General features: G+C 42.2%; 21 protein-coding genes and 1 pseudogene. 15 read left to right on the top strand and 7 right to left on the bottom strand.

The annotated features are described in order from the left end of the window. Positions 1-3 precede the first annotated feature (3 nt). From LQZ07_RS24465 to LQZ07_RS24440, 6 genes and pseudogenes are all read right to left on the bottom strand, one after another. The gene (locus LQZ07_RS24465; RefSeq protein ID WP_152785077.1) at positions 4-1,059 is read right to left on the bottom strand and encodes a serine hydrolase; all 1,056 of its coding nucleotides are present in this window, start codon (positions 1,057-1,059) and stop codon (positions 4-6) included. Between the two features lie 99 nt (positions 1,060-1,158). Continuing rightward, positions 1,159-1,296: a hypothetical protein gene (locus LQZ07_RS24460; RefSeq protein WP_194164203.1), complete on the bottom strand. Its 138-nt coding sequence runs from the start codon at positions 1,294-1,296 to the stop codon at positions 1,159-1,161. Between the two features lie 367 nt (positions 1,297-1,663). Continuing rightward, positions 1,664-1,846: pseudogene (locus LQZ07_RS24455) on the bottom strand (transposase family protein); the annotation flags it as partial. 336 nt (positions 1,847-2,182) lie between these two features. Then, positions 2,183-3,433, bottom strand: a complete 1,251-nt coding sequence (locus tag LQZ07_RS24450; protein WP_152785079.1) for a hypothetical protein — start codon at positions 3,431-3,433, stop codon at positions 2,183-2,185. Between the two features lie 148 nt (positions 3,434-3,581). Then, complete coding sequence (locus LQZ07_RS24445; protein ID WP_152785081.1) at positions 3,582-4,307, bottom strand: hypothetical protein; 726 nt, start codon at positions 4,305-4,307, stop codon at positions 3,582-3,584. A gap of 306 nt (positions 4,308-4,613) precedes the next feature. Beyond that, complete coding sequence (locus LQZ07_RS24440) at positions 4,614-5,519, bottom strand: LysR family transcriptional regulator (protein WP_152785083.1); 906 nt, start codon at positions 5,517-5,519, stop codon at positions 4,614-4,616. A 583-nt stretch (positions 5,520-6,102) separates the two neighbouring features. Here LQZ07_RS24440 and LQZ07_RS24435 point away from each other — a divergent pair. Genes LQZ07_RS24435 through LQZ07_RS24425 form a run of 3 tightly spaced genes read left to right on the top strand, consistent with a single transcriptional unit; the run spans position 6,103 to position 9,086 of the window. Then, positions 6,103-6,663, top strand: a complete 561-nt coding sequence (locus LQZ07_RS24435) for a GbsR/MarR family transcriptional regulator (protein WP_016400271.1) — start codon at positions 6,103-6,105, stop codon at positions 6,661-6,663. A gap of 30 nt (positions 6,664-6,693) precedes the next feature. Beyond that, positions 6,694-8,085, top strand: coding sequence for a cytochrome ubiquinol oxidase subunit I (locus tag LQZ07_RS24430; protein WP_152785085.1), 1,392 nt, complete (start codon positions 6,694-6,696; stop codon positions 8,083-8,085). Then, the gene (locus LQZ07_RS24425; RefSeq protein ID WP_152785087.1) at positions 8,082-9,086 is read left to right on the top strand and encodes a cytochrome d ubiquinol oxidase subunit II; all 1,005 of its coding nucleotides are present in this window, start codon (positions 8,082-8,084) and stop codon (positions 9,084-9,086) included. The genes LQZ07_RS24430 and LQZ07_RS24425 overlap by 4 nt, the downstream gene beginning before the upstream one ends. A gap of 57 nt (positions 9,087-9,143) precedes the next feature. Here LQZ07_RS24425 and LQZ07_RS24420 read toward each other — a convergent pair whose 3' ends face one another. Beyond that, entirely contained in the window at positions 9,144-9,869 is a 726-nt protein-coding gene (locus LQZ07_RS24420; RefSeq protein WP_194164204.1) for an oligogalacturonate-specific porin KdgM family protein, read from the bottom strand. 155 nt (positions 9,870-10,024) lie between these two features. On the opposite strand from LQZ07_RS24420, the gene LQZ07_RS24415 reads away from it, so the two are divergent. The 12 genes from LQZ07_RS24415 to atpA all read left to right on the top strand — a co-directional run bounded on the left by LQZ07_RS24415 (position 10,025) and on the right by atpA (position 20,567). Then, complete coding sequence (locus tag LQZ07_RS24415; RefSeq protein WP_152785091.1) at positions 10,025-10,903, top strand: LysR family transcriptional regulator; 879 nt, start codon at positions 10,025-10,027, stop codon at positions 10,901-10,903. Positions 10,904-11,100: 197 nt separating this feature from the next. Continuing rightward, positions 11,101-11,544: an FMN-binding protein MioC gene (gene mioC / locus LQZ07_RS24410; RefSeq protein ID WP_249483433.1), complete on the top strand. Its 444-nt coding sequence runs from the start codon at positions 11,101-11,103 to the stop codon at positions 11,542-11,544. A gap of 367 nt (positions 11,545-11,911) precedes the next feature. Continuing rightward, a complete protein-coding gene (gene mnmG, locus LQZ07_RS24405) occupies positions 11,912-13,801 on the top strand; it encodes a tRNA uridine-5-carboxymethylaminomethyl(34) synthesis enzyme MnmG (RefSeq protein WP_152785093.1) in 1,890 nt (629 codons plus the stop codon). A 9-nt stretch (positions 13,802-13,810) separates the two neighbouring features. Continuing rightward, a complete protein-coding gene (rsmG, locus tag LQZ07_RS24400; RefSeq protein ID WP_016400264.1) occupies positions 13,811-14,437 on the top strand; it encodes a 16S rRNA (guanine(527)-N(7))-methyltransferase RsmG in 627 nt (208 codons plus the stop codon). Positions 14,438-14,448: 11 nt separating this feature from the next. Then, entirely contained in the window at positions 14,449-15,240 is a 792-nt protein-coding gene (locus tag LQZ07_RS24395; protein ID WP_016400263.1) for a ParA family protein, read from the top strand. A gap of 17 nt (positions 15,241-15,257) precedes the next feature. Then, a complete protein-coding gene (locus LQZ07_RS24390; RefSeq protein ID WP_016400262.1) occupies positions 15,258-16,178 on the top strand; it encodes a ParB/RepB/Spo0J family partition protein in 921 nt (306 codons plus the stop codon). 262 nt (positions 16,179-16,440) lie between these two features. Further along, positions 16,441-16,845, top strand: a complete 405-nt coding sequence (locus LQZ07_RS24385; protein ID WP_051147554.1) for an ATP synthase subunit I — start codon at positions 16,441-16,443, stop codon at positions 16,843-16,845. Beyond that, the gene (atpB, locus tag LQZ07_RS24380; protein WP_152785095.1) at positions 16,835-17,647 is read left to right on the top strand and encodes a F0F1 ATP synthase subunit A; all 813 of its coding nucleotides are present in this window, start codon (positions 16,835-16,837) and stop codon (positions 17,645-17,647) included. Before LQZ07_RS24385 ends, atpB begins: the two co-directional genes overlap by 11 nt. A gap of 52 nt (positions 17,648-17,699) precedes the next feature. Further along, positions 17,700-17,954 carry a F0F1 ATP synthase subunit C gene (gene atpE / locus LQZ07_RS24375; protein WP_016400258.1) on the top strand — a complete coding sequence of 85 codons (255 nt, stop codon included), beginning with the start codon at positions 17,700-17,702 and terminating at the stop codon, positions 17,952-17,954. A 33-nt stretch (positions 17,955-17,987) separates the two neighbouring features. Next, on the top strand, positions 17,988-18,461 hold the full coding sequence (gene atpF, locus LQZ07_RS24370; protein WP_016400257.1) for a F0F1 ATP synthase subunit B: 474 nt from the start codon (positions 17,988-17,990) through the stop codon (positions 18,459-18,461). 19 nt (positions 18,462-18,480) lie between these two features. After that, on the top strand, positions 18,481-19,011 hold the full coding sequence (atpH, locus tag LQZ07_RS24365) for a F0F1 ATP synthase subunit delta (RefSeq protein WP_016400256.1): 531 nt from the start codon (positions 18,481-18,483) through the stop codon (positions 19,009-19,011). A 14-nt stretch (positions 19,012-19,025) separates the two neighbouring features. Continuing rightward, positions 19,026-20,567, top strand: a complete 1,542-nt coding sequence (gene atpA, locus LQZ07_RS24360; RefSeq protein WP_016400255.1) for a F0F1 ATP synthase subunit alpha — start codon at positions 19,026-19,028, stop codon at positions 20,565-20,567. The last annotated feature ends 23 nt before the right edge of the window (positions 20,568-20,590 follow it).

Genomic DNA, 20,590 nt, shown 5'->3' with positions numbered 1-20,590 from the left:
GGCTTATTTTGCCTTAGCTGCATCCATAGCGTTAGAGAAGCCAGCAGCATAAGTGAAGCCATCGTAGCCATGGCCTGTAGCAAAAGTAACAACAACTAAGTCGTTATCAGGTGATACATACAAGGTTTGGCCATGATAACCCGCTTTAAAGAAGTCACCATTAACCATTACACCGTCCATCTGGTAGGACACACTTTCAATTCCACCGAAAACATATTGATTAAAGTAGCCATAAGTCATGCCTGCCTCTAATGCAGCGACACTTTCTTCGTTAGTACCTGTAGTTTGGATGTTGTTAATAACGTTGTCGCTAACGATTTGGGTATCGCTAACTACATTCCAGCTTGGAGTGTACTGCATACCGTAGCGAGCAATGTCACGCAAAGTGCTACTAATACCACCTGAGCCAGGCTGAGCACCATGCTTAAAGTCGATAACGTTAGCCTCTTGCTCAGCGCCGATGTGTTTCCAGATGCGCTCTTGCATGATCTCATTAAAAGGCTTGCCTTCGATTTTCTCAACAACCGCTTGTGCTACGAATGTCGCCACACCAGTGTATTCATGCTTCGTGCCTGCTTCGCGGTGACTTGTAAGAGTTTTAACGTAGTCCCAAGTGCTGCCTACACCTTTATCGATTTCACCAGCATAACCTAAGCTGTTTTCATACAAGGCGTAAGGGCTGTCCATGTCTAAGTAAGCATTAGGATCATCAGCTTCAAGGCCTAACATGCCAGCTTGCATTTCAACAACATGCTTAAGCTTGATGTCACCCCAGTCTGAATCAGCATATTCAGGGATGTAGGTTTTAATAGGTTGCTCAAGGTCAACTTTACCTTCATCTTCAAGCATGGCAATTAATGTACCAACCACCGCTTTAGAAATAGACCACCAGATGTGTTTCTGATCTTCATCCATGCGCGGGTAGTTTTCATAAACAATTTTGCCTTTATGGACAACAATCGCTGCATCCATATGTTCATTAACGAAATCATCGAAGGTCATCTCACCAAGGTTTGGTGTCTTAGCTGAGAATTCAGCGAATGCTTTATCTAAGTTCACCGGGATTTGCTTAGCATCCGCATTTCCCTTACTGATTGTTGCCGTTGGGAAAAACTCATTCACATGAGTGTAAGCGTAACGGACTTCGTCGTGATTATTTTAGGTATTCCAAGTATCTTTGTTGAAGTTAACTTTCACTTCTTTGACTTGCTCTAGAGATAAGGCAGGCGCCGCCGCATGTGCACCAAAAGAACCAATAAATAGTGCCACAGACAAAGCAATAATTGATTTTTTCATAGTGTGTCTCCTGTATGTAGGGATTTTGTTTAAAGAATTTAATCAGTAGGCCTACAATAAACCTAATTATATTTCCCAAGTAGTTCGAATCATCCCAATTTTGGGATACTCCTGCAGGAGGAGTGTTTTAGACTAGGGTCGGAGCCTATTTTGTTAAATCTGTTTACCAAAGATCAGCTCTGTCCTGAATTCATTGTTCCAACCGGCTTTTTTAGCTTGAACTTCTTGCTCAGCTTCAAGGGATATTGCGCCACAAGGTTCTGCGCAATGCGCCGGAACAATGCAAACAGATCAGCGGCATCTCTGTCGCCGATGGGGTTGGTATCTTCGTGGATAACACATCCTGCCCGCAGGGGATGCCATGCTAAAACGGGCGGAACTTACGCAACCATTGCAGTTTATGATCACCGTAAGATTGTATGTCTTGCCAGCCCTCGGCACCTGACATGATGGCGCTCAGTACGAGGAACATGACGCCCACGAGGTCATGCCTTTGGTTAACTTCAGAGCGGGTTTCTTCAACAACGATCAAGTGTTCGAGCAAGTTCATTGGATCACATCAGATTTGCTCACTCAACACAGGCTAGGAAAGTACGATCCTACCCTGGGATTTGAACTAGCAGATAATTTGAGTGAGCTAGTATCATAATGTGCGAGAGCGGGCTGAATGTGACACACATGAGTAAAAGATACATTGAACCCAAAAATATGGTTGGCCTGAATGGCTTAACCGCAAAGATGAAGGTTATTAAAATAATTTGCTAAGGAATACGAAAGGGCAAAAAGATAAACTTATACTTTATAGTTTTTATCGATAGATAACATATAACAAAGGCACTCGTAATGAGTGCCTTTGTTTTCGGGAGTAGGACGAAATCTATTAATACTATTTGTCGAAGCACACTGCTGTGTAGCCCGTTAGGTCTGGACGATACGGTGCAACATACTGACAACCTGCGTTAATATCTGACACGTTCGACATAGAAGAAATGAAGTAGTTATCAGCAGTAGGTGCTAACAAAATAGGACGCTGTGTTAGCAGGTCTTTAATTGAACCTGCGCTGCGTTCTAGATCGTATTTAGCATAGACTGACGCAACTTCATATCGAGAGACCGTCTCTTTCATCGCTTTGTTGAATTCATAAAGATCCCCATCGTAAAGCACATCGGCCAATTCTTGTTCACGGTCACGAGGGTGATTGGTGTGAACAATGTAACCATCTTCTTGATCGAAGGTCTTGAAACCATTAGCGTGCCATTCGAAGGTTTTAAGTCCGCCTTTTTTATCTGCTAAGGTGGTAGACGCCGCACCAGCTATTTGGTACTTAGACATCATCACTTCAGCTTCATCAACACTCACATTGTGAGTGATGGCGGTGATGTACATTAAACCGATTGATATACCGTTTTCTAAAGCAACCGTTGAGAATGCGTCAATGGTATTGGTGTTAGATGCCATGTTGCGAGACATGCTCATAACCGGATGAAACGGAGACGGACCACTTGCAATCAACTCATCACTTTTCCAGGTTGCAGACTCACCAGACATGTTAAGGGGTAAATCCATGTTTTGACCCAATATGCCGTTAGTAAAACCAACAGCAGTACAGCCTTTTATTTTGTCGTCTTCACCATGACGAGTGAATTCTTTACCATCAAACAGTTGATCACCGACGCTTAGCATTGATTTAGAAAACAAAGCATCTTCAGCCCAGAACGCAAGCTGGATGTGTTCTACTGATGCGCCTGATGCGTCAGCAATACCTTCAATGAAAGCTTTTATGCGTGGAAAGTCTTCAATAAAGGCATTATTAACAGCTACTGCTTTTTTAATTTCTTCCGCGGTGAACTCTTCTTTAATTTCATCGTTGTAACGTTTGGCGAAATCCTGATAGTAAGTGGCACCGAATGCGTCATTGTAACCCGCAACGATTTGTTGACCGCCTTTAAAGGTTAATCCATCAAACTCAATGACTGGTAATTCAGCTTGCACAATAACGTTGTTTGGTTCTGCTTGCGTACCTTGCAATACAACTTCGACACCATTTAGGCTTGTCACGGTGTTTACATCTGATGTTGCGAAGCTGGGAAGAGCGATTACAGCTGTTAGAGCTGCGGCTAAAAATGAAGTTTTCATGGTTTTTTCTCTATATCGTTATCTTTAACCAACACTTACCTGAGAGGAATCTAGCCATCCCAAAAAGTGTTTCTAGTATTCTGGTTATGCTTACTCCGATAACAGGTGTGCAAATATCGGGGCTTTAAAAGCGCTAATAATGTTTGGATTAAAAGTAGTAGTTAGCTTGAAGCATAAACTTAGTATCTTCTTTAACTCGGTCTGTGCCTTCGTTATGGTCGATACGGAAACCAACAGAGAACAGGTCATTGATCATATAACCACCGCCAATTTCAGCAGAAGCAACCCAATCATTATGACGAGCGTTGTACTGAACACGAGGGTTAGCAGATAACCAGTGGCCATCGTCGAATGCGTACAGTAAGAACACACCAGGTTGGACGATAGTAGACTCTTCACGGGTCTTAGCGCCATTATCACTGGTCGAGTAACTGAACTGTCGACCAACATCTAGCATTGGGAAAATCATTACGTTGTCAGATACCTGGTAACGATAAAGAGCACCAACAAGAGCAGTATCGCTACCAGATTTGTCTGCATTGTGTGACCCCAAAAGAGTCGCTGATACACCAAAACCCTCATCAGTTACATGAAACATACGAGCTCGGTAGTTCTGGTTGCCTTCGCGGCCTTTGTCATCACCTAGCGCTTTATCATTAAAGCCGTAATCAACTTGGTAGATATTGTTACCTTTGTTGACTTGTAGGTTTAACATCATAGAGTCAGCAGCGCGTGAGACTCCAACGGTAGAATATGCTGCTGTTGGGTCACCATAGTTAATGTCGTGTTCTTGTCTTTGCTCCTGTTCAGCTGCAAGTAACGAAGTGCTTAACAGGCTAGTTGCTAGTGTTGCGATGATGATTGAGTTTTTCATGATGTTTCCTCCAACTGGACGTATTTTTGTTTAAAGAACTTATTCAGTGAGGCCAAGATAAACTCAAATTTGTCTAACTCGTAGTTCGAATCATCCCATAATTGGGATAATAAAAGAGAAATGTTTAGTGTAGATAGAAATGATAAATGAGATGTTTATTAAGGTTGGAGCTGTAAATAGTGTAAGAGTGGCAGCAGCAAAACTGAGAAGTAGCTAACTTGAATTTAGTGAATGTACTAAAAAAGTAGGGCTTTACAGCAGTACGAAACCTTTCAGTTACGAATGGCGAAAGAGCTAAAAAATAAGCTATTTGGTATAACCGAACCAACTCTTTAGTGTGCTAATAACTTGTTCGGTCACTTCTGGGTGTGGGTAATCCATCCGATAGTACAACATCATAGGGAACGATGGCGTAATCTCCCTTTGGTTATAGTTGAGCGCGACTACTTCACCAGATTTAATAGCAGAGTGCGAGATGTATTCTGGAAGCAATGCAATTCCTAAATTTTTCTTTACTAATGACACTACTGTGCTCGCTTCACCGCATTCTATTACATCCACGCTATCAAAAAGTGTTCGGTCATTTCGTAAAGCTTTTTCATAAGGGGAAGACCATATAGCCGTTTGAGACATTAGCATGTCTAGTTGCACTTCAGGTTCTTGGCATAAAGGATTATCGGGATGAGCAATTAAACTGATATTTTCTTCGCCTACAACAACCCCGCCTATATTAGGATAAAAAGAGTCAGCATATGCGCCTAACGCAAAATCGACATCATTACTGTCAATAGCCAGTTGAATATGAACCATGTCAATATTTTTAAGCGCAATTTGGAGGGTTGGCCAGGTAGCTTTAAGATCTTGAATGACTTCGGCAATGCCTTCTCCGTCTATTAATTCGCAAAAACTAACTGTTAACTCAAGTGGAAATGCGTCACCGTGCAATGAATAGGCAAGGTCTTCCAGTTTTCGCATGTAATCAATTGCAATTTTAGCTTTAGGTAACAGCGCCTCACCTTTTGGGCTTAATACTACGACAAGCCCGTTACTTTTCCTTTCGAACAATAAGTAGCCAAGATCATCTTCTAATTCGCATATCCAGCGGCTGACAGAGGATGACGATTTTCCTATTTTTCGGGCAGCTTTACTAAATGCGCCAGTCTCTGCCGCAGCGATAAAGCACTCTAGAGTTTGAATCGATAACGATAACAATACTTGAACCTCATGTATGCGGCGCTGTTTGTTTAAGTATTTGCAGCCGATTTAAGAATAATATACGCAATAGTATGGGGAGAAAAAACTGGTAGTCAAACAGCATCATGGCTAAGTGTAGAGTTCATACTGAATGCATACAGGGCTAAACATTTAGTCATTTTAACGGTAAGATTTGAAAGACATATAGCGAACAAATAACTATATTCTATTAGGAAAGTACACTTGGGTTGAGAACACATTTATCAATTTGGTCCCCAATCGGTCCCCCAAGTGTGCAACCACACCTGTGTTTATGGGCGTCTTCACTTTCTGTATCGGAAAGTAGCTTAATAAGTAAGTATTCACTACTACCAAGCCACCCTTAAAATATAGATAAACACCAATAAAACCTGATAAACAGCAAGTAAAAATAAAGCTATTATCAGGTTTTCGATTAACAGATAAACCCACTCTCAAACTAAGCTAAATCTGCCTCACAGTTTCATCACTCTCCATCAATTATCACTAAAAATATTGACTTAAATCAATTTTCAATTAAAGTTTCACTGTTTTCTGAAAGTTCAATAAAAGGATTTAGCGCGTGCAATTATCAGAGAAGAGCCAAGCTTTTGTTCTTCATTTTGGCGAAATGGGCAGCCGTTGGGGTTTTAACCGAACGGTTGGTCAAATATTGGCTTTGTTAGTGATTAACAAAGAGCCTTTGCACGCCGAACAAATTATGCAACAGCTGGGCATTAGCCGCGGCAACGTCAGCATGGGTTTAAAAGAATTACAGTCTTGGCGCTTAGTAAAGCTAAGCCACCAAGCAGGTCAGCGCCGAGAATTTTTTACTGCCGCCGGGTCCATTTGGGATATGGCGAGAACTGTATTTGAAGAACGCAGTAAGCGCGAAGTTGACCCAACCCTCTCTTTACTACGTTCTAATTTATTGGAAGAACCAGAAAACGAAGCAGACCAGTTTACTCAGCAAAAAATGGAAGAGATCCACGATCTCTTAGAGTTAATCACTCAATGGTCATACGCACTTAATACGATGAATCCAGACAAACTGCAGAGTTTAATGAAGATGGGCTCAGGTATTAGCAGAATTTTAGAGTTAAAAGACAAAATCGTTGGTAACAAGGGATCTGCCGCCAGCTAATGAGATTATCAACCTTAACGAGGCTTAACCATGCTTGATGCCCTAATGCTCTCAAGGATACAGTTTGCTGCCAATATCAGCTTTCACATCCTGTTTCCCACCATCACCATTGCGATGTGTTGGTTCCTAGTATTTTTTAAAGTTCGCCACGATATGACCGGTAACCCGGTTTGGATGCGCGCCTATCGCTTTTGGGTAAAGGTGTTTGCGCTTTCCTTCGCTATTGGTGTTGTAAGCGGCATTACCATGTCATTCCAGTTTGGTACTAACTGGCCAGGCTTTATGGAAACCGTGGGTAATATTGCAGGTCCTTTACTTGGTTACGAGGTGCTTACCGCCTTTTTCTTAGAAGCCACCTTCTTGGGCATTATGCTGTTTGGCATTAAACGGGTACCAAACAAAGTACATACCCTAGCAACCATATTGGTAGCGATTGGTACCAGTTTGTCGGCATTTTGGATTTTAGCGCTAGACTCATGGATGCAAACCCCAACCGGTTTTGAAATGCGTGATGGTGTTGCTTATCCAACCGATTGGTTTGCAATCGTATTTAATCCATCATTTCCTTATCGCTTAACCCATATGTTGTTAGCATCTGGCCTAACTGCATCGTTTTTTATCGCCGGTATTTCAGCCTATCGAATTTTAAAAGGCGACGTTAAAAAAGCTCCGCGCCTTACCTTAAAAGTAAGCCTAATAGTGGCAGCGATACTAGCGCCAACTCAGGCTTTAGTGGGTGATTTTCATGGCTTAAATACTCTTGAACATCAACCTGCAAAAATTGCTGCCATTGAAGGTATCTGGGAAACCGAGAAAGGTGCTCCATTACTGTTATTTGCATTGCCAGATGAAGAAACTAAAACCAACAGATTTGCCATTGGTATTCCAAAGTTAGCGAGCTTAATTTTAACTCACGAGCTAGATGGCGAGCTTAAAGGCTTAAACGAATTTGAAAACGAGCACCCGCCAGTAGCACCTGTTTTTTGGAGTTTCCGGGTAATGGTGGGCTTGGGTCTACTGATGTTAGCCCTAAGTTGGTTTGGCTCTTACCACATGGTGCGTAAAGGCAAAATGCCAAATTGGATGCTAAAAGTATTGGTAGGTACAACCTTCTCAGGTTGGGTAGCCACCCTTGCCGGCTGGTATGTAACCGAAATAGGCCGCCAACCCTGGTTAGTAACCGGAGTACTAAGAACCGAAGATGCTGTAACCAGCCTACCCGCTTCAAACGTGGCATTTTCGTTAGCGCTGTATCTAATCGTTTATAGCTTCTTGTTAGTTGCCTACATTCACACGGTTTTCTTAATGGCACGTAAAGCGGTTAAAGAAGAAGAGTTTGAAACTAACGAACCCAAACCCGACGGCAACTTAACCAATGTTAATCAGCCACAAGACAACGTTGAAGGGAGTGCTAAAGCATGATGGACGCCTACTGGTTACCGGTTATTTTTATCGGCTTAATGGGACTTTCGGTTCTTGTTTACGCAATCTTAGATGGCTACGACTTAGGTGTGGGTATTTTGCTGCCAATGGGCGAAGCCGACGAAGCGCAGCGCGATACTATGATTGCCTCTATTGGTCCGTTTTGGGATGCCAACGAAACTTGGTTAGTACTGGCAGTTGGCATCATGCTCATTGCCTTTCCAGCAGCACATAGCATTGTGCTCTACCACTTGTATATTCCAGTCGCAATTATGCTGATCGGACTTATTATGCGTGGCGTAGCTTTTGACTTTAGAGCTAAAGCAGCAGTGGACCATAAGTTAGCTTGGGACAGAACCTTTAAAGCAGGCTCTATACTCACCACCCTAGCTCAAGGCTACATGTTAGGTTTGTATGTAATGGGTTTTGAGGGTGGCATAAGCACCCATTTATTTGGTTTGCTTAGTGGCCTAGGCGTAACAGCAGCTTATAGCTATATCGGTGCAGCTTGGTTAGTAATGAAAACCGAAAACAGCTTACAGCAACGTGCTGTTGCTTGGACCAAGACCACTGGCCGTTTTTGTTTCATGGGGGTGATCGCGGTATCTATCGTTAACCCTTTAGTTAACCCTGGTGTATTTGATCGCTGGTTTGACTTCCCATTGGTCATGTTTGTATTGCTGATCCCAGCTTTGTGTTTTGCAGCATTTTTGTTTAACGACTTTTTGCTAGGGCGTTTACCTAAAGAAAACGATCGCCACTGCTGGGTACCATTTAGCTTAGTTATGCTGATATTTTTGCTATGTTTTAGCGCTTTGGGCTTTAGCTTCTTCCCCGATGTAGTACCTGGACAAATGGATATTTGGGAGGCGGCATCTGCGCCAGAATCACTGATTGTGATTTTAATTGGCGCTCTGATTGTTGTACCGGTGATCCTAATGTATACCGCCTTTTCTTACTGGGTATTTAGAGGCAAAGCGACCTCGCTGAACTACCACTAAACATCACAGTTAAACCAACTAAAAAGAGCGCCCTATGGCGCTCTTTTTTTTGTTATCTTAAAACTTCATACTAACGCCAAGTTTTATCTGGCTATCATCTTTTAGCGGGCTGCTGTTGTAGCCACTGCTATCAAAGTTTTTCTGAGTATATTGAACATAAGGCTGGTAGCTTCCTAAATTGGTAAGGAACACCTTAGTTTCAAGTTCATTGATTTTTAGGTTATTGTTTTTGTGCTCTGCATTTGCGTCTTTATGAATGTAGTTAAAAGACACGCCAACAATGTCACCAGCCCAACCCGCGGTTAAATCGGTTCGGTTAGTTTTTACATCGCCTAGTTCTGCTTTATTTAAGCTGTTGTTATTTTGAGTACCTTCGTAACGGTAACGTGCAGCAACAAAAATACCATTATCAAAGTTATAACCACCTTTAAGAGCAAACTTACCGGTGTTGGCGTCGTTAGCGACATTACGTGTATATTCAACTCTTGGCTGAACATAAGCATTGCCGAACTTGTAGGTATAATCTGCAGCAAAGGTAGCTTCGTGCAAACCTGACTCATGCTGATTTTCGCCATAAGGTCGCCCACCCAAACGGCTTTTTGCCTCAACATCAAAGCCAAACTGACCGTAATCAGTATCAAACTCATAACCGCCTTTCAAAATGCCTAGATGCGGGCCAGTACGGTTACTTTCTGCGGCAACTTCACCACGAATTGCATTAGCCACTGCAAATTGACTAAACAGCGCAAGCGAAATGGTAGAAGCGACGATAATTTTTTTCATTTTGGAACCTTTCAGTAGATGATTACTAAAACATCCGTGCATCATTGAGTACCAGTTACATACTCGTAAAACAGTCCATCGCCGCTATGATGATGAGATGGCACTGCGCTAACAAATCAGAGTCTGTTAGCTTTTATTAACACAGAGGATCCCAAATGAATCTTCAAGCAATCCAAGCTTTTGTATTAAGTCATCAATTGGGCAGTATTTCAGCCGCTGCCAAAAAGATGCAGAAAAACCGCGCCCAACTTAGTCAATGGATAAGTAATTTAGAAATAGATTGGAATGTTGAGTTGTTTACCCGGAGCGGCCACAAGCCGGTGTTGTCGGAACAAGGCTTAAAAATGCTTCCCTTGTGTGAGCAGTTACTAAGTGCAAAACAGCACCTAAGCGAACAGGTAGAGCAAATTGCCAACCTGGATTGTTTAAGGTTAAACCTTGGAGTAAGTGCTTATTTGCAAGATAGTTCTATAGCAAAGGTGCTTAGCCAATTTAACCAAGCCTATCCGCAAGTAGATTTACATATTTACCAACGCCGCGATGAGCAGCTACTCAACTGGCAACAACAGCCATCATTGGATTTAGCCGTTTGTTTTTACCGAGATGCTTTTCCTAGCCAATTTACTGTAGAACCTTTGTGTGAAATGCCAGTAGTAGCTGTATGTTCACGAACTCACCAATTAGCGTCTGCAACGTCTACAACTCTTCAACAAGTGCTAAGCCATACCTGGATAACTGTGCTTTCTTCAACCAATACCGAGTTGTGGGATCCCGATACAGTACAAAGACAAATTGCAGTAGAGCATCACTCGCTGGCTATTGAACTTTGTTTACGTGGTGTTGGCGTTTTTGTCGGCCAACAACAGCAGCTAAATCCGTATATTGAAACGGGTGAGTTAGTGGTCTTAGCCCATAACGATGCCATTGCCAATGAACAACTTGGCTTGATTTACAGCAAACAAACAACGATTTCCCCAGCTCAGCAAGCGCTAATTAATTTGTGTAAAGCAGAGTTTAGAAACAAACCCCATTAGCCATTTAGGTAATTTGTGCACAACTCTTATTCACACACATCAAATGGGATCATCAGCTTAGATGGCGGGTAAAGCGAATTTTACTGAGGTTTCACGTGAAACTATCAACAACTAGATCACAATAAATTCGCAGCTAGTTAAACCCTATTAGATCACGTTACAATGTAGCCAAGACTCTACATTTAACAGGATCGTAAGTGGATATAGAAATCATTGTGGGATCAACCCTCGGTTCAGCTGAATACGTCGCTGATGAGCTAGAAGCGCTATTAAAAGAACAGCATCAAGTAAAAATTCACTTAGATGCAGAGTTTCAAGAGCTAAATCAGCAAGCTTTTTGGCTTATTTGCAGTTCTACTCATGGCGCAGGAGATGTGCCAGACAATCTACAGCCATTTTTCCAACATTTACTCGAAAACCAACCAGATCTTTCTTCTGTTTCTTATAGCGTAGTGGCTATTGGTAGTAGCAGTTACGATACCTTTTGTGGAGCAGGTAAAGATCTCGACCAAACCTTAAGTAATTTGGGTGCCAAAAAGCTAAAAGAGCGCTTGGAAATAGATGTTGATCTAGAACCAGTGCCTGAAGAACCAGCAGTTGCATGGTTAGAAAGCTGGAAAAATGAGCTAAATGTGAACTAAATACTGTGGATAACCCTAGGGAATAGCTATTAATTTAACATAGTTATTCCTATGGATAAGCTTATACCCATTTCCACCTGTGGATAAACAGCAAATTAGATCCCAGTTTTTCCCCTGCTTAGATCGCCCTTCATTAACAAGATCTGATCTTAATTAAGTTAATGATCATAAAGCTAAAAAATCACTTATCTACAGATCAGCAAGTTACTAATAGTAGATCTAATAAAAGATCTTTAAAAAAAGATCTTATATATATTTATAAGAGATCGAGTACAGATCTAATTCTGATCTAAGCATTCCCTTATCGCCACTTAACCAGTAAAATGTCGCACCCTTTTGGGATTAGGCTGGTTCGAGGTAATAACAAATGTTCTATAAACAACAATATGACGTAATAGTGATCGGTGGTGGTCATGCCGGTACTGAAGCAGCAGCTACAGCTGCACGCATGGGTCAAAATACCTTGTTGCTTACTCATAACATTGAGACTTTAGGTCAAATGTCTTGTAACCCAGCCATTGGTGGTATTGGTAAAGGTCACTTAGTAAAAGAAATTGATGCCTTAGGTGGCCTAATGGCACAGGCTGCCGACCTTTCAGGGATCCAATTTAGAACCTTGAACTCATCTAAAGGCCCAGCAGTTCGTGCAACTCGCGCACAAGCAGACCGAGTACTTTATCGAGCCGCGATCCGTGAGCGTTTAGAAAATCAAGCCAACCTAACTATCTTTCAACAAGCCTGTGACGACTTGATCGTAGAAAATGATCAAGTAGTAGGGGTGGTTACTCAAATGGGCCTACAGTTACGTGCACGCAGCGTAGTGCTCACTGTGGGAACATTCCTTGGTGGCATGATCCACATTGGTTTAAATAACCATGCTGGTGGCCGAGCTGGTGATCCGCCGTCAATTGCTTTAGCTCAACGACTTCGAGAACTACCGCTACGAGTTGATCGCTTAAAAACCGGTACTCCACCTCGCATTGATGCGCGCAGTATCGATTTTAGTCAAATGCAGCCACAGCCTGGTGATACACCTACACCGGTATTTTCGTTTATTGGTAAACAAAGCGATCATCCACAGCAAATCCCTTGTTATATCACTCATACCAACGAGTCTACTCATGACATTATTCGTAATGGTTTAGACAGAAGCCCAATGTTTACCGGTGTGATTGAAGGTATTGGGCCGCGTTATTGCCCATCTATCGAAGACAAAGTAACTCGCTTCGCCGATAAAAACTCACATCAGATCTTTATTGAGCCTGAAGGCTTAACCACTCACGAAGTGTACCCAAATGGTATTTCTACCAGCTTACCTTTTGATGTTCAGGTTGAATTAGTTCACTCGATGAAAGGTTTAGAGAATGCCCATATAACCCGTCCGGGTTATGCCATTGAATATGACTTCTTTGATCCTCGTGATTTAAAACAAAGCCTTGAAAACAAATACTTAAAAGGTTTGTTCTTTGCTGGACAAATCAACGGGACTACCGGTTATGAAGAAGCCGGTGCCCAAGGTTTAATTGCTGGCTCTAATGCTGCCCTTTACGCTCAAGGCAAAGACGCATGGGCACCTCGACGCGATCAAGCTTACATGGGCGTGTTGATCGACGATTTAGCGACTTTAGGCACTAAAGAACCTTACCGTATGTTCACTAGCCGTGCCGAATATCGCTTATTGTTACGTGAAGACAACGCCGATATGCGTTTAACTGAGCAAGGTCGTAAGCTTGGTTTAGTAGACGATCATCGTTGGCAGTTGTTTAATCAAAAAGTGGAAGCGGTTGAGTTAGAACGCCAACGCTTAAAAGACACTTGGGTTCATACCAGTTCTAAGCAATTGGATCAGCTAAACCCATTGTTGAAAAATCCAATTACTCGCGAGCATTCTCTAGAAGAGTTGATTCGCAGACCAGAGCTTAACTACCAACAATTGATGGAAATTGATGGCTTTGGACCTGGATTAGAACTACCAGCCGCCGCTGAACAAGTTGAAATCCAGATCAAATATGATGGCTATATTAAACGCCAATTAGAAGAAATTAAGAAAACCCAAAAGCATGAAAATACTTTGCTACCTTTAGATTTGGATTACTCTAAAATTAGCGGTCTATCAAATGAGGTAGTTGCAAAACTAACCAATGCCAGACCAGAAACCATAGGTAAAGCAGCACGTATTTCGGGAGTAACTCCAGCTGCGGTATCATTGCTATTGGTATATTTGAAAAAACACGACTTGGCACGCAAGTCAGCTTAGGATGATCGGGTGTTAAAATCTCGCTTACAGGGCTTATTGGCTCAAACGTCTTTGCAGCTTACCGAGCTGCAAATCTCTCAACTGGTTAGTTTGGTTGAGCAGCTCGATAAATGGAATAAAGCTTACAACCTTACCTCGGTAAGAGATCCTATGGAGATGATGGTAAAACACATTCTCGATAGTTTAGTGGTAAGTCCTTACTTACAAGGCGAGCGTTTTATTGATGTTGGTACAGGGCCTGGGCTACCTGGTCTTCCCTTGGCCATTATCAATCCTGATAAACAGTTTGTATTGCTTGATAGTTTGGGGAAACGAATTACTTTTATTCGCCAAGTTTGTCATTTACTCAAACTCGATAATGTAACCGCGGTGCAGAGCCGAGTAGAAAACTACCAACAAAACCTCGATTTTGATGGCGTAATAAGCAGAGCGTTCGCTTCTTTAGAGGATATGCTTAACTGGTGTTCTCACCTACCCGCAAATAATGGTAAATTCTATGCTTTAAAAGGCTTAGTGCCTGAACAAGAGCTAGAAAACCTGCCTGAAGGCTTAAAACTGCACAGTATCGAGAGTTTAACGGTTCCCGAACTTGAAGGTCAGCGACATCTAGTTATTATTGATAAAAATAACCCTTAGGCGAAAATATTGTGGGTAAAGTAATTGCGGTTGCCAACCAGAAAGGTGGCGTAGGAAAAACTACAACCAGCGTAAATTTAGCGGCGTCTATGGCGGCCACTAAACGCAAAGTATTGTTGATTGACCTAGACCCACAAGGTAATGCCACCATGGGCAGTGGTGTTGATAAATACGATGTTCCAAAAACAGCCTATGAGTTACTGATTGATGAAGAACCTATCGATCAAGTAACGGTAAAAGATACCAGCGGATTTTTCGATTTAATTGCAGCTAACTCTGATGTTACCGCTGCCGAAATTAAATTAATGGAATTTTTCGCGCGCGAAGTACGCTTACGTAATGCATTAGCGCCCGTGCGTGACTACTACGATTACATTTTCATAGATTGCCCACCTTCGCTCAACATGCTTACCGTTAACGCAATGGCTGCTGCCGACAGTGTATTGGTGCCAATGCAATGTGAGTATTACGCCTTAGAAGGCTTAACCGCTTTAGTTGATACCATTAGTAAATTGGCTTCTGTGGTTAATCCTGATCTACAAGTTGAAGGCATTTTGCGCACCATGTTTGATCCGCGAAATAGATTATCGTCAGATGTAAGTGATCAGCTTAAGCAGCATTTTGGTAAAAAAGTCTACCGAACTGTGATCCCAAGAAATGTGCGTTTAGCCGAAGCCCCTAGCTTTGGTAAACCAGCCATGTATTATGATAAAACGTCAAATGGTTCTAAGGCTTACCTTGCTTTAGCGGGTGAAATTATTCGCCGCCATGAAGAAGAAGCACAAGCGGTGGTCGTAGATTAATGAATACGGATAAAGACATGTCAGCGAGAAAACGTGGATTAGGTAAAGGATTAGATTTATTACTCAGTACCAGTAATAACGCTCGTCAACGTCAAGTTGAAGAGGACACTAAAGCCGATACTAATCAGCAAACCGTTGATGAAAACCGTGGTGAACTGCGTAAGCTACCTATCGAATGGTTACGCCCTGGTAAGTACCAACCTCGTAAAGACATGTCGGCTGAAGCACTTGAGGAACTGGCTCACTCGATAGAAGCACAAGGGGTTATTCAACCCATTGTGGTTCGAGAAGTGGGTGATAATCAATTTGAGATTATTGCCGGTGAGCGCCGTTGGCGCGCCTCGCAACAAATTCATCTGCACGATGTTCCTTGTTTAATCAAAAACGTGAGTGATGAAAACGCGGTTGCTATTGCGCTTATTGAGAATATTCAGCGTGAAGATCTTAATGCAATGGAAGAAGCGGTTGCCCTTGACCGTTTAATGAACGAATTTGAACTTACACATCAGCAGGTCGCTGAAGCGGTAGGTAAATCTCGTACAACTGTAACCAACCTGCTGCGTTTAAATAGCCTTGATAACGATGTGAAAATCTTATTGGAGCATGGCGATATCGAAATGGGCCATGCGCGTGCCTTGTTAGCTTTAAGTGGAGAAACTCAAGCCGAAACTGCACGTAATGTTGCTGCCAAAGGATTAACGGTTCGTGATACAGAAAAGCTGGTTAAGGCAGTTTTAAACCCTAAAGCCCCTAAACAAGCAGCTAAAGTTGATCCAGATATTAACAGATTAGAGCAAAGAATAAGCGAACGCTTAGGTGCTGGTGTGAAAATTCAGCAAAACAAAAAAGGCCAAGGTAAGTTGGTTATAGACTATGCAAACTTGGATGAATTAGATGCTATTTTGGCGCTCTTCATCGATTCCGATGAAACACTTTAGTTTTTATAAACTATTCTTACCTACATTTCTTTGATCTTGATTACCTAACTTTCACCAAAAAATGACCAAAATCGCTGGTTTGTAACATAAAAATTAACAATAACCGCTATTTGTTTATGTAAGCTGTTACAAATTGGTGACTTCCGCTTTGCTTCTGATTGCAAAAGTGCGCGTTCAACGTATAATCATTAGGCTTTTTCGCAAGCCCTTTTTACCTACTTATAGGTAATGGGTTAAATGTAAAAACTAGTAGAGGTCGAGAATGTCTGGGTCTTTAACAACAGAAGTACGCCTTAAGGCGTTATATTTTGTTATCTTTCAGACAGGGTTTGTCGCACTGCTAACACTTAAAAGTGGTTTCTTTTTTGATAAAGAGACTGCCATTTCTGTGTTACTCGGAGGAATAATCTTTTTACTACCAAATGCGCTGTTTACTGCCATGGCATTTATGTTTGTGGGAGCTAGACATCGAAAATACGTAGTATTGAGCTTTTATCTCGGGGAAGTCGTAAAACTTTCTCTAACAGCCATTATGTTCATACTAGCCTTTGCCTTGCTAGATGTAGTGCCTTTAGCACTATTGCTAGGCTTTGTTTTTAGTACTTTGACACAATGGACTGCCTCTATTTTTCTTAGTAACAAAAATAGGATGATAAATGGCTGCTGAAGGTAACGTTTCAGGCTATATCCAGCACCACCTTACAAACGCTCAAATGTGTATGGCCGATGGCGGTCTGGCATTTAATTACGCTTGTAAGGATGCAGGGTTCTGGACTTGGCACATTGATTCACTCCTGTTTTCAGTTGGCTTGGGCGCTTTGTTCTTATTTCTTTTTTATAAGGCAGGGCAAAAAGCAACAACTGGCGTACCTGGCAAGTTTCAATGTTTTGTTGAAATGATGGTTGAGTTTGTTGATGGAGCCGTTCGTGACGCATTCCATCGCACCGACCGTGTTATTGCGCCAATTGGTCTAACCATCTTCGTGTGGATTTTCCTCATGAACTTGATGGATCTAGTCCCTGTTGACTTTATACCCCACGTCGCCGGACTTATGGGCGCTGAGTACTTTAAAATTGTACCTACTACTGATTTAAACATTACATTGGGCATGTCTATTGCCGTGTTTGGTTTAATCATTTTTTACAGTATTAAAGTAAAAGGACTGAAAGGGTTTACAAAAGAGCTAACGCTTAATCCTTTCAACCATTGGTCAATGATTCCATTCAACTTCTTGTTAGAATCGGTCACCTTATTGGCTAAACCTTTCTCACTCGCTTTGCGTCTGTTCGGTAACCTGTATGCAGGTGAATTGATCTTTATTCTTATTGCCGCACTTGTTCCTTTATGGGCTCAATGGACCTTATCTGTGCCATGGGCAATTTTCCATATTCTGGTCATTGTGCTTCAGGCGTTTATTTTCATGATGCTAACGATAGTTTATCTAGCTTTAGCCCATGAAGATCACTAATTAAGTTTAATAAAAACTGTTTTAACCTAATAAATACTATTTGGAGAAAATCATGGAAACTGTTGTTGGTTTAACTATTATCGCTGTTGCAATCATGCTGAGCATGGCCGCTCTTGGTACTGCTATCGGTTTTGCACTTTTAGGTGGTAAATTGTTAGAAGCATCAGCCCGTCAGCCTGAGCTAGCCCCTGCACTACAAACTAAAATGTTTATTATTGCTGGTCTACTAGATGCGATCTCAATGATTGCCGTGGGTATCGCGTTATTCTTCGTATTCGCTAACCCGTTCGTTGCCTTGTTAGGTTAATCCTTCGATTCCTAACAAATAGGAGGTGTCGTTGTGAATATCAATGCAACCATGTTTGGACAAGCGATATCGTTCGCGATTTTTTGTTGGTTCTGCGTTAAATACGTATGGCCACCATTAATCGATGCGATTGAAGCTCGTCAAAAGAAAATTGCGGATGGTTTAGCTGACGCTGAACGTGCCGGAAAGGATCTTCAATTAGCTCAAGCGAAAGCTTCAGAGCAAATGAAAGACGCCAAGTCCGAAGCTGCTGGTATTATCGAGCAAGCTAACAAGCGCAAAATTCAAATCATCGACGAAGCAAAAGAGCTGGCTAACATTGAGCGAGAAAAAATTCTTGCTCAAGGTAACGCAGAAGTTGAAGCTGAACGTAATCGTGCTCGTGAAGAGTTACGTGCACAAGTAGCTGCTTTAGCCATCGCTGGCGCTGAGAAAATTCTTGAGCGTTCAATCGACAAAGAAGCCAACAAGCAGATTGTTGATAAGCTAGTCGCTGAGCTGAAATAAGGGATAAAAGGTAGAGCTTATGGCTGATTTAACCACTATTGCTCGTCCCTACGCTAAAGCTGCGTTTGATTTTGCTGTTGAGCAAAAAGCCTTAGAACAGTGGACTGAGATGCTAGCATTTGTTGCCGAAGTGGCAGCCAATGAGCACGTTGCAGTTCAACTGAAAAGGGAGTCAGCAAATACTTTGGTTAATTTATTTACCACAGTATGTGCCGAACAGCTTAACGAGCATGGCCTTAACTTAATTAAGTTAATGGCTGAGAACGGACGTTTAAATGCGTTGCCTGCTGTGTTAGCTCTTTTCTTGGAGTATAAGGCCGAATTGGCTAAGGAAATAACCGCTGATGTTGTTTCCGCTACCGAGTTAGATGCCGCGCAGCAAGCGCAAATTAGTGCTTCCTTGGAACAGCGTTTAGCACGCAAAGTGAAGCTTAACTGTAGTGTTGACGCCTCACTAATGGCCGGTGTGATTATTCAAGCCGGTGATTTAGTGATTGATAGCTCTGTTAAAGGGCAATTGGCGAAACTTTCTGAAACACTGCAAGCGTAATTGGGGAATAGAGCATGCAACTGAATTCCACTGAAATAAGCGAACTGATCAAGCAACGTATTGAGCAGTTTGAAGTTGTCAGTGAAGCTCGTAACGAAGGTACTATCGTTTCTGTAAGTGACGGTATTCTTCGCATTAATGGTCTTGCTGATGTAATGCAAGGCGAGATGATTGAGCTTCCTGGTAACCGTTATGCTATCGCATTAAACCTAGAGCGTGATTCTGTAGGTGCGGTAGTAATGGGCCCTTATGCTGACTTAGCAGAGGGTGACAAAGTAAAAAGTTCTGGTCGTATTTTGGAAGTTCCAGTAGGTCGTGGCCTACTAGGACGTGTACTAAATACACTAGGTGAGCCAATTGATGGTAAAGGAGCAGTAGACAACGATGGCTTCTCGCCAATCGAAGTAATTGCACCTGGCGTAATGGAACGTAAATCGGTAGATAAACCTGTTCAAACAGGTATTAAAGCGATTGACTCAATGATTCCAATCGGCCGTGGTCAGCGTGAGTTGATTATTGGTGACCGTCAGATTGGTAAAACAGCTATCGCTGTTGACACCATCATTAACCAAAAAAGCTCTGGCATTAAATGTGTTTACGTAGCGATTGGCCAAAAAGCCTCTACTATCGCTAGCGTAGTACGTAAGCTAGAAGAATACGGCGCAATGGAGTACACCACCATTGTTGCAGCTTCTGCATCAGATTCAGCCGCACTACAATACCTAGCGCCTTACGCGGGTTGTACCATGGGTGAATACTTCCGTGACCGCGGTGAAGATGCACTAATCATCTATGATGATTTGTCTAAGCAAGCCGTAGCTTATCGTCAAATTTCTTTGCTACTACGTCGTCCGCCAGGCCGTGAAGCTTACCCAGGTGACGTATTCTACCTTCACTCTCGTCTACTAGAGCGTGCCTCTCAGGTAAACGAACAGTACGTAGAAGAGTTCACTAAAGGTGAAGTAAAAGGTAAATCAGGTTCATTAACTGCTTTGCCTATTATTGAAACCCAAGCCGGTGACGTATCAGCATTCGTACCAACCAACGTAATTTCGATTACCGATGGTCAGATCTTCCTAACAGGCCAGTTGTTTAACTCTGGTACTCGTCCGGCGGTTGACCCAGGTATTTCGGTATCGCGTGTAGGTGGTGCAGCACAAACTAAGATTATTAAGAAACTGTCTGGTGGTATTCGTACTGCATTGGCACAGTTCCGCGAACTAGCAGCATTTGCTCAGTTTGCTTCTGACTTAGATGATGCAACACGTAAGCAGTTAGACCACGGTCAAAAAGTAACCGAGTTAATGAAGCAGAAGCAATTCAGCCCATTATCTGTTGCTGAACAAGCACTAGGTCTATACGCCGCTGAAAAAGGTTACTTAGCTGACGTAGAAATCGATAAGATTGTTGATTTTGAAGCAGCGTTGCTAGCTTATGCTAACAACGAGTACGCCGATCTATTAGCGACTATTAACGAAAAAGGCGATTACAACGACGAGATTGATGCATCGATTAAAGGCTTAATTGAAAGCTTTAAATCAACGCAATCTTGGTAATCAAACCTGACGAATAGGAGCAA

It is taken from the genome of Agarivorans sp. B2Z047 (assembly GCF_023373605.1).
Lineage (GTDB): Bacteria > Pseudomonadota > Gammaproteobacteria > Enterobacterales > Celerinatantimonadaceae > Agarivorans > Agarivorans albus.
This window is presented reverse-complemented; position numbering and strand designations above follow the sequence as displayed.